At 31.9% G+C, this 2,564-nt stretch carries 2 protein-coding genes; both read left to right on the forward strand.

The genetic code is table 11. From position 1 onward, the window contains the following. On the forward strand, window positions 1-562 hold a 562-nt coding region (locus tag H964_RS09310; protein WP_039766984.1), incomplete at its 5' end, for a hypothetical protein. A 250-nt stretch (window positions 563-812) separates the two neighbouring features. After that, complete coding sequence (locus H964_RS09315) at window positions 813-1,886, forward strand: glycoside hydrolase family 11 protein (RefSeq protein WP_039766986.1); 1,074 nt, start codon at window positions 813-815, stop codon at window positions 1,884-1,886. Window positions 1,887-2,564 lie beyond the last annotated feature (678 nt).

Raw genomic sequence — 2,564 nt, forward strand, 5'->3', positions numbered from 1 at the left:
CTTAATAACTGAAAGAAAATTATTTCTGGCTGTGGGATTAACGTTTTTAGGAATTCACCTGATTACAGCTTTGCCAGGAGTGCTGTTAATGAAATTTTGGATTGTTGCAAATATTATAGGTATGTGGATTTTGTATTATTACCAAGAGGTTATAAAAATAGAATTGTTTTTTAAAAACAATTCTAAGCTATTGAAATCCAAGAAAAGAAAGGATTTGTTAATTAGTAGTATTATGTTATATCTGCTAACCGACTTTTTCCTAAATTACTACATTGTTTATAGGTCAGTTTCAGTATCAACAATCTTCAAGTTTTCAACAATTCTTAGTATTTTCATTCTTTTCTTGATAGAGATTATAAACATATTTTCTCTGTTGGCATTTTTAGACTTTTATAACTTGCCTAAGGTAACAATCTGGGGTGAAAATTTGACAAAATATGAAGGCTGGGTGATTGACGAAACAAAAGATTGTTTTGTACTTAAAGAAAAATTTTCAGGAAAAATAATTATGATAAAAAAAGAAATGATTAATCAAATTGTTACAATTAACAAGGGATTCTGAAAATTCTGAAAATAAGAAACGTAACCGTAAAGCAAGGATTTAAATTAAATTTTGAATTTTTAAATTTTCTATTGACAAAATAAAAGACTGATAATATAATTAAATTGTCAGTAAATAATAAAAATATGTCAGAATTAACCGAAACATAATCGCAGAGGTTTAAACTAAATTATATTTCAAATGGCTGTAATGCCTTGTAAGGCATTACACATAAAAAATAAATGAATTTCAGGGAAGGGAGGTTTTAAGTATGAATGTTAAAAAACTTTCAAAAGTGTTATTGGCTGTTTTGATGTGTGTTGTTCTTAGCAATCCTTTCTATGCGCAAGCAGCCATAACACTCACATCAAATGCAAGTGGTACTTATGACGGTTACTACTACGAATTGTGGAAGGATTCTGGGAACACAACCATGACAGTTGACACAGGAGGAAGGTTTAGTTGTCAATGGAGTAATATCAACAATGCGCTTTTCAGAACAGGTAAAAAATTTAATACAGCATGGAATCAGCTCGGAACAGTGAAGATAACATACTCTGCTACTTACAATCCAAATGGAAATTCATATTTGTGCATCTATGGTTGGTCAAAAAATCCACTTGTTGAATTCTATATTGTTGAAAGCTGGGGTTCGTGGCGTCCACCTGGAGCAACCTCGCTTGGGACTGTAACAATCGATGGAGGAACATATGATATTTACAAGACAACTCGTGTTAATCAACCATCTATCGAAGGAACAACGACATTTGATCAGTACTGGAGTGTTAGAACATCAAAGAGAACCAGCGGTACTGTTACCGTAACTGATCATTTCAAAGCATGGGCTGCAAAAGGTTTGAATCTTGGTACAATTGACCAGATTACTCTTTGTGTTGAAGGTTACCAGAGCAGCGGTTCAGCTAATATAACACAAAATACATTTTCTATAACAAGTGATTCAAGTGGTTCAACTACGCCAACTACAACGAAGATAGAATGTGAAAATATGTCTCTGAGCGGGCCATATGCATCAAAGATTACAAGTCCATTTAATGGTATAGCTCTTTATGCGAACGGAGATAAAGCAACAACAAATATAAACTTCTCAGCAAGCCGTAACTATACTTTTAAATTACGAGGATGTGGAAATAACAATAATTTGGCATCAGTTGATTTACTAATAGATGGGAAGAAAGTAGGTTCGTTCTATTATCAGGGGACATATCCTTGGGAAGCTCCTATAAACAATGTGTATGTGAATGCAGGTTCGCACAAAGTAGAAATTGTAGTTTCTTCTGATAATGGTACATGGGATGTTTATGCAGATTATTTGTTGATTGAATAAAGTTCCAAAATGTTTTTAACGTAGGGAACTACTTTAACTTAAGATGTGTAGACAATTTAAAAGAGGGTTGAGCTGTAATTCTGCTCAACCCTCTTTTGTTGTATTGTTATTTATTCGGCTCTATAGTAAATATTGGGATGTGAAACAAAAACTTGTTTAGAATGCCAGGTATAATATTATTTAAACAAAAAGGTGAAAAATCCTAAAGAAAATAAGGAATTTGGAGTATATGCTTAACATAAATTAATAAAACAAATACAGATTTGGGCAATCATGATTGTTTGAAATTGTTTATGCTCGCTTTTAAGTCATCTCTCATTTTGTCAAGCTCATCATCAAAATCACAAAAGCCGTTTCTTTTATAGTTTTTGCCTTTCAAGAAGTAAATTTAGTGTTCAAACGACACAAACCAGCCAAAAATTTTTCAGCAGTTTTTTTTAGTACAGAGCGTGGTAAATTAAACCTCTGTTTCAAAACGGCTGCTTTTGACTTAAGCTATGTTATATTCTTTTTAACAATCATTTAACGTAGTCAAAACAGGCTTTTAACAATTTTTATGTAAAATATTAAACATGGAAAAAATAAAGAAGGAGATGACATTGGAAAATGAGGCAGCTACGAAAATTTAAAAAAGTTTCCTTTAAAATTTCTGGTTTACTCAAGACAAGAATTACATTG

This window comes from Caldicellulosiruptor sp. F32, from assembly GCF_000404025.1.
Classification (GTDB): Bacteria; Bacillota; Thermoanaerobacteria; order Caldicellulosiruptorales; family Caldicellulosiruptoraceae; genus Caldicellulosiruptor; species Caldicellulosiruptor saccharolyticus.

Bases quoted from the DNA above. Each gene is read 5' to 3' on its own strand.
- H964_RS09315 (WP_039766986.1), top strand. From the start codon at position 813: ATGAATGTTAAAAAACTTTCAAAAGTGTTATTGGCTGTTTTGATGTGT.